At 48.8% G+C, this 6,956-nt stretch carries 7 protein-coding genes; 6 read left to right on the forward strand and 1 reads right to left on the reverse strand.

The features are described 5' to 3' along the window. Nucleotides 1–33: 33 nt before the first annotated feature. The 6 genes from KDK17_RS19490 (at nucleotide 34) to ilvN (ending at nucleotide 4,411) form a co-directional block, all read left to right on the forward strand. A complete protein-coding gene (locus KDK17_RS19490; protein ID WP_373691566.1) occupies nucleotides 34–87 on the forward strand; it encodes a hypothetical protein in 54 nt (17 codons plus the stop codon). A gap of 207 nt (nucleotides 88–294) precedes the next feature. Beyond that, complete coding sequence (locus tag KDK17_RS06255) at nucleotides 295–618, forward strand: type II toxin-antitoxin system RelE/ParE family toxin (protein ID WP_257282248.1); 324 nt, start codon at nucleotides 295–297, stop codon at nucleotides 616–618. Further along, on the forward strand, nucleotides 615–914 hold the full coding sequence (locus KDK17_RS06260; RefSeq protein WP_257275026.1) for a helix-turn-helix domain-containing protein: 300 nt from the start codon (nucleotides 615–617) through the stop codon (nucleotides 912–914). The genes KDK17_RS06255 and KDK17_RS06260 overlap by 4 nt, the downstream gene beginning before the upstream one ends. Before the next feature lie 331 nt (nucleotides 915–1,245). Continuing rightward, entirely contained in the window at nucleotides 1,246–1,419 is a 174-nt protein-coding gene (locus KDK17_RS06265) for a hypothetical protein (protein WP_257282247.1), read from the forward strand. Nucleotides 1,420–2,201: 782 nt separating this feature from the next. Further along, nucleotides 2,202–3,920 carry an acetolactate synthase 3 large subunit gene (locus KDK17_RS06270; RefSeq protein ID WP_257275024.1) on the forward strand — a complete coding sequence of 573 codons (1,719 nt, stop codon included), beginning with the start codon at nucleotides 2,202–2,204 and terminating at the stop codon, nucleotides 3,918–3,920. Then, nucleotides 3,920–4,411, forward strand: a complete 492-nt coding sequence (gene ilvN / locus KDK17_RS06275; RefSeq protein WP_257275023.1) for an acetolactate synthase small subunit — start codon at nucleotides 3,920–3,922, stop codon at nucleotides 4,409–4,411. Before KDK17_RS06270 ends, ilvN begins: the two co-directional genes overlap by 1 nt. A 135-nt stretch (nucleotides 4,412–4,546) precedes the next feature. On the opposite strand, the gene KDK17_RS06280 is transcribed toward ilvN, so the two are convergent. Then, entirely contained in the window at nucleotides 4,547–6,301 is a 1,755-nt protein-coding gene (locus KDK17_RS06280) for a hypothetical protein (RefSeq protein ID WP_257287619.1), read from the reverse strand. Nucleotides 6,302–6,956 lie beyond the last annotated feature (655 nt).

Below are 6,956 nucleotides of genomic sequence, written 5' to 3' on the forward strand. Positions count from 1 at the left end.
GGCAAAACCAAACCACCACTTTCACTGGTAAAACTGTTCAGACTGCTGGACAATCGTCCAGAGCTATTGTCTGAAATTCGTAGCTGAAATACTGACTTACTCAAACCCATCAACCGCCCAAAAAACGAAGCATTTCTCACAGTCTCTACCGCCTGCTCAGCAGGCAGATCAGTGATCATCTGTTTGAAAGTTTCAGCATCCCCGGTCTCCTCCATATATTGCAGCAAGCAGGCTCTTCACAAATATCAGGGAACTATTTCTTGCAAGAGTTATCAAGTATGATAACCTTTCTGTATGAAGTGGCGAGTTACGTTTTACAGCAAGAAGGTAGAGGAAGAGACCCTGAGCTTCCCCGAGGGAATCTTGGCTAACTTCATCCATCTAGCTGAAATGATTGAAGAATTTGGCCCTGCTTTGGGCAAGCCATATACAGCTCCAATGGGTGATGGTCTCTTCGAGATCAGAGCAAAAGGCAAAGAAGGCATAGGTCGTTCTCTGTTTTGTCAGGTCAAGGGGCAAGAGGTCATCATCCTCAACTCCTACATCAAGAAAACACAGAAAACGCCTAAAAAAGAGCTGGATCTTGCCAAAAAGCGGATGAAGGAGGTCAAAAAATGACAAGACCAACATTTTCTGATTTCAAGAAAAAAGCTCTTGAAAATCCAAAAGTGAGGGCAGAGTACGAAGAGCTTGAGCTTGCTTATGAATTACGTAAGCAGCTTATTGCCCTTCGTAAAGAAGCAGGCTTAACCCAGGAAGAACTGGCTGAAATTCTGCATACGCAAAAAAGTAATATTTCACGCTTGGAGAATGTAAATTCTAAAACATCTCCAAAGTTGTCAACTATCGAAGATTATGCAAAGGCGATTGGGTATAAAGTAAAAATCAGTTTTGTGCCACAAGCTGCAACATAACAATTCTTCCAGTTCTTTCCGAGGCTGCGCCCCTCAACCCGACGACGTCATTGGCGGTGAGGCTGAACCAGACATTATGTTACCAGCCGATCAGAATGTCCCTGAGTAGGCATTATGTTTCCAACCGATAAGGATGTCCCTGAGTAGGTATGTTAGGTGTCTCCGTGCAATCTCTCAATATCTGCTATGCTGACTGCTTTCACAATAAATGATAACGAAACGCGGTATGTCACTGGAGCATCGTGCAGGGAGACTTGAATCCTATTTTGAATCGCTGGATAACGCCGTACACCGGCTCATCTAGATTACCGGGGAAACACATAAGATTGTAATGGAAAACCAGCGGGAAAATGGCTTGCGCTTTGCACAGCATGACCGTGAACTCTCAGAAATTAAAACTGCCATTGGTGCTCTTACTGAAGCCACCCATGCAGGCTTTAAACGTAGCGACGAAAAAATAGAACAGTTAGAATTACTCATCCGTCAACGCCTCCCCAACAACTAACACGCCACCCAATGATAAAATCCGGTGGATTGCCTGTTGGCAACCACTGATTTAAAGGCTATGCCGCTGAATCGAGTCTTGTCAGTCTTCCATGTAACTGAACAAGGTTATTGAACTTCTGTCCCCAATACGATTTGGAATCATCCTTCACCCTGCCCGATTTCATGTAATAAAACGGGTTCCCTCTATCATGCTTATCTAAGAATTCCAGTAACACTCTGCGAGTGGTCGTTCTGCTGACGATCACTATGAAAATGGGCATGGCTACGTTCTCAGACTATAAGATAAGACGACGCTGAGGTTGGACGTTCGCTGTCGTTCGAGTCTGGATGTTGAGCTAAAGCCAGAGGGTGAGTGACAGGGTGGTGATTATCTTGAATACTTATCCTTACCACTAAAATGTACGCAATTTCCGTAATTCTGCTACGTTCCGCTATTGACTCTGCTCCAGTGAAGGTAAAGAATGTGTCCTCCCGGGGCTACCTAATCAGGTGAATTCGGGGGTTTATGCGACAATCCGGGGGACTTATCCATTCCCTGATCAGAGCATTCCTTGGAATGCTGGCAGATGAGCCTTGCCGGGCGTCATGTGCCAGATTCCTGACCCTACCCATACAGGAATGTTGAGGCCTTGAGTACAGCGTTTGTTGCTTTGTACGCTGTGAAAAAAGAGAGGCCGGAGTCCCTAACCGCTCAGGCAGCATGGGCTGTTCATGAGCATTAGCTCAACGGCGTCAAGCCGATTCATTTCTAATAATTAGTACTGCCGAGGGTAAGCAAACGTGGAGCTTTTATCCGGCGCGGACATGGTGGTCCGTTCGTTGGCTGATGAAGGGGTAGAGTATATATACGGGTATCCTGGTGGAGCCTTGTTGCACGTCTACGACGCGATCTTCAGACAAAAAGCCGTTACCCATATTCTGGTGCGCCATGAACAGGCAGCTACCCATATGGCTGACGGCTATGCTCGGGCTACAGGTAAGCCCGGAGTTGCGCTGGTGACATCAGGACCAGGCGCTACCAATACGATCACTGGTATTGCCACCGCCTATATGGATTCTATTCCCATGGTGGTGATTTCGGGTCAGGTACCGTCCGGCTTTATCGGGACTGACATGTTCCAGGAAGTGGATATGGTGGGTATCTCCCGACCTATCGTCAAGCACAGCTTCCTGGTGAAGAAAGCTGAAGATATTCCAGAGGTTATCCGCAAGGCTTTCCATCTTGCCCAGACCGGGCGGCCAGGTCCTGTGGTGGTTGATATTCCCAAGGACATTACCGACCTGACAAAGAAATACGAGTACAAGTACCCGGAAAAGGTCAAAATCCGTTCTTACAACCCGCCTGCCAAGGGTCATAACGGGCAGATTCGCAAAGCGGTTGAACTGCTGATGAAAGCTCGCAGACCGGTTATTTATGCCGGTGGTGGTGTGGTTTTGGGACAGGCATCAAAGTTACTGACAGAACTGGCCAGAAAGCTGGACGTGCCTGTCACCAATACTTTGAACGGTCTGGGGAGTTTCCCGGGGTCTGATCGTCAGTTTGTCGGAATGCTGGGAATGCATGGCAGCTATTGTGCCAACAAAACCATGCATCAATCCGACCTGATTCTGGCGGTGGGTGCCCGTTTTGATGACCGGGTGACCAATAATACTGAAAAGTTCTGTCCGGACGCCAAGATCATCCATATAGATATAGATCCGGCCAGCATTTCCAAAAATGTTGTGGCCGACATCCCCATCGTGGGACCGGTCGATGCTGTTCTGGAAAACATGCTCTCTCAGTTAGACGAGTATCAGGGTTCTCAGGACAATGCCGCTCGGGCAGAATGGTGGGCAAGCGTTGATTCCTGGAGAGAAAAAGGCCTGTTTACTTATGAGAAAGCTGACGACATTCTCAAGCCCCAGCAGGTGATTGAGTCTCTTTATCAAGTTACCAAAGGTGATGCCTTTGTGACCACCGACGTAGGTCAGCATCAGATGTTTGCTGCCCAGCACTATCGTTTTAACAAGCCGAATCGCTGGATCAGCTCCGGTGGTCTTGGCACCATGGGTTACGGCCTGCCAGCGGCCATGGGTATCAAATTGTCCTTCCCTGAGGAACAGGTGGCCTGTGTGACCGGTGAAGGCAGTATCCAGATGAATATTCAGGAACTGTCAACCTGCCTGCAATATGATTTGCACCTGAAGGTGATTAACATCAACAACCAGGCGCTGGGTATGGTACGACAGTGGCAGGATATGCAGTACGACAGCCGTTACTCACACTCCTACATGGAGTCTCTGCCTGACTTCGTTAAACTGGCAGAGTCTTATGGACATATAGGTATAAGGGTCACTCGCCCGGAGGAGCTGCTGCCTGCGATGGAAAAAGCCTTTTCTCTGGAAGATCGTCTGGTATTTATGGACATTCAGGTTGATCCCAATGAGCATGTCTATCCGATGCAAATCAAGGATGGCGGCATGTGTGACCTCTGGCTCAGCAAGACGGAGAGAACCTGATGAGACGGATTATCTCTGTACTGGTAGAAAACGAGCCGGGCGCCTTGTCACGTATTGTCGGGTTATTTTCCCAGCGTAATTACAACATTGAAACCCTGACCGTTGCGCCTACTGAAGATGAGACGTTGTCTCGTCTGACAGTGACCACTTCCGGTAATCCACAAGTGATTGAGCAGATCACCAAGCAGCTCAACAAGCTGATTGATGTCGTTAAGCTGGTGGATTTGACCGAAGGCCATCATGTTGAACGTGAACTGATGCTCATTAAGGTACGTGCAAGCGGCCCACTGAGAGCTGAAGTAAAACGCACTGCGGACATCTTCAGGGGGCAGATAGTCGATGTCACCAGCTCGGTTTATACCATTCAGCTGGCCGGTACCCAGGACAAACTGGATGGCTTTATTGCCGCTATCGGTCAGACTCAGGTGCTGGAAGTGGTTCGTAGTGGTACTACGGGTATCGCTCGCGGCGAGAAAGTTTTGAGTTTGTAACGCTTTTATTAACTCCTTTCTTACTGATACCTCTTCGGCTCTGACCGGAGAGGTGTTGTGTTCCACAGGGCTCCGGCGTTTGGGCAGACCATCCCGCATGGTCACGGCTGGACATCCTCGCCGATTATGATAAGGTCACAAGTTTGCTGCCCGGCTGTGGTATCTGGATTTGTGATCCTGCAGAGCTCTGGCATTTCTGCAGAGTTTCCCGCATGGCCGGGGCTGGCCATCCTCGCTGATTATGGTCTCGTCACAGGTTTGTTGCCCGGTGTGGTATCTCAATCTATGATCGCTCAGTGCTCTGGCATTTGTGAGGATAGCCCCGCATGGCCGCAGCTGGCCATCCTCGCAGATTAGGGTCTCGTCACAGGTTTGTTGCCAGCTGTGGCAGCTGCTTCTGTGAACTGACAGGGCTCTGGCATTTGGGCAGACCCTCCCGCATGGCCGCAGCTGGCCATCCTCGCCGATTACGGTCTCGTCACAGGTTTGTTGTCCGCTGTGGTGTCTGCTTCTGTGAATCGACAGGGCTCTGGCATTTGGGCAGACCCTCCCGCATGGCCGCCGCTGGCCATCCCGACCGATGACGGTCTCGCCACAGGTTTGTTGCCCGGTGTGGTGTCTGCTTCTGTGAATCGACAGGGCTCTGGCATTTGGGCAGACCCTCCCGCATGGCCGCCGCCGCTGGCCACCCTCGCTGATTACTATCTCCTCACAGATTTGTTCCCCGCTATGGTGACATCTGTATCTATGACTTGACAGGGCTCTGGGATTGTTAAAAGCCCTCCCGCATGGCCGCAGCTGACCATGTTCGCCGACTATGGTCACGTCACAGATCATTCGCCCGCGTCTCGTAGTGTTAACGAAAGAGCTCGTTTGTGAGGAACCGATGCCAGAGGGCTCGTTATGAGGAGCTCGTAAGTCCCGATGTGCCCCTGCGTTTGCTGTAAAATCCGGTGATTGTGCTAAAAAATACAGGCTTGCTCTGCAATATGGGCAGGTTTTCGCTGACAGTTGTGAAGGGCTCAAAAACACCTTTCGTAAACAGTCTGTGTCAATTTGCTGCGAACAACAGGGGGTAACAGTCACATTTTTAAACGTCATAAAGCATATAGGGCACTCACCTGCTCCAACCAGATCTTCTTTAACGGGTGGTGGTCGGAATCGACAAACGCCATGACAGTTATCTACGTAACAATTGAAACCGAAAGTATGCTGCTGTTGTTGTTCGGGGTTTTCGCTACCACCGCCAGAGTCAGAATGCGGGTAACTTGTGACAATGCCTTTAACTTGGGTGTTTGTCCCTGAGGTTTGCTGGGTGGATAAGTTGGATGACTGGCCTTGTTTTGGGTTATTTCTGGGACCAAACGTCATGGTGTTGATCGCAAACGGGTGATCCTGATTCGCCTCTGGTTGTCCCATGGGGTTAAACATCGGTGAATTGAGGTTCCAATAGCTGTTTAACAGCGAGCCAACAGCGATAAACGTTTCTAAAGTTAGCCGGGAATAAGTTTTGAAGTCTGGAGAGGTGTCATTGGTGGTCAGAGCCAGTTCATAAGCAACCAGCAGCGGAGTGGCACAAAGCAATTGCCACGAAATCGACTCAATAAGGGTTGTTGTTAATCCGTAACCATTAAGTCCATGTCGTTTGTCATCAGCCGGAAAATCCGGGTCGTTGAAACCGTTTGTACCCTCAATGTCCGGCGAGCTGCCCGACAATGTATTCAGGTCGGGCTTTATAGAAAAGATATGATCCGGAGAAACTGAACCACGATCCGGCACAAATTCGACAACAAAACGTCCTGTTAGGTTTTCGGCCTTGCAAATGACAGACAACGGGAACAACAACAAAAGAAACACCGTGTAGAGGGTTTTGTTCATCGTTAAATCCATACATTTTTATCCAGCTATGTGCAAAGTAGCCTAACAACAAGATAAGTATGCATTCCTGACCTCTTCCAATATGAAATGAGCGTGCATCTGGCCGATTGTTCAGGATTATGGGCTTAAGATAATCATGCACAAGGTTGATCAAAACCCTTCGGCAGGTCGAGGCATCAGTTCAGTAAGCTCTTAACATCGAAGCAGAGCACGACTCAAAAGAATCAGTAAACAGTCGGCTACAACCGCTCTCAAATCGGGATGGTCTGCTCATTTCCAGAAACTTGTTTTTGAGCAGCATTTCTAACGCTTATCCTTTTTAAAAGCAGCGGTTTTAAAGTTATCTATACTGGTCTGCAGAATAAATCAGGCATTGGACGTTTCGATGGTTAGAGACCGAATTGGACAGCATAGAATTTTAAAGATACTCATCGTTTTTTTTGTGCTTCTTGGGCACAGTCATTTACAGGCCGGCACAAAAACATTCAGATGCACCGTAGCAGGTCTGAGCATGGCGGTATTTACGTTTATGGTATTGTGGGATGCTTCTACTATGGAAGATGACCGGAAAGAGCGTCAAGCCCAGTACTTCTAGTGCTGGGAAGGATAGCTCGGAGTCCGATAGGACTCCTAATGCGGTCTATCCTGCTGTTCGATGTATTGCTTA

Source organism: Endozoicomonas sp. SESOKO2 (genome assembly GCF_024606245.1).
In the GTDB taxonomy this organism is placed as follows: domain Bacteria; phylum Pseudomonadota; class Gammaproteobacteria; order Pseudomonadales; family Endozoicomonadaceae; genus Endozoicomonas_A.

What these genes read in the sequence shown, in the direction of transcription:
- ilvN (WP_257275023.1), top strand. Translation starts at nt 3,920, where the DNA reads ATGAGACGGATTATCTCTGTACTGGTAGAAAACGAGCCGGGCGCCTTG.
- KDK17_RS06280 (WP_257287619.1), bottom strand. Translation starts at nt 6,301, where the DNA reads ATGGATTTAACGATGAACAAAACCCTCTACACGGTGTTTCTTTTGTTG.
- KDK17_RS06260 (WP_257275026.1), top strand. Translation starts at nt 615, where the DNA reads ATGACAAGACCAACATTTTCTGATTTCAAGAAAAAAGCTCTTGAAAAT.
- KDK17_RS06255 (WP_257282248.1), top strand. Translation starts at nt 295, where the DNA reads ATGAAGTGGCGAGTTACGTTTTACAGCAAGAAGGTAGAGGAAGAGACC.
- KDK17_RS06265 (WP_257282247.1), top strand. Translation starts at nt 1,246, where the DNA reads ATGGAAAACCAGCGGGAAAATGGCTTGCGCTTTGCACAGCATGACCGT.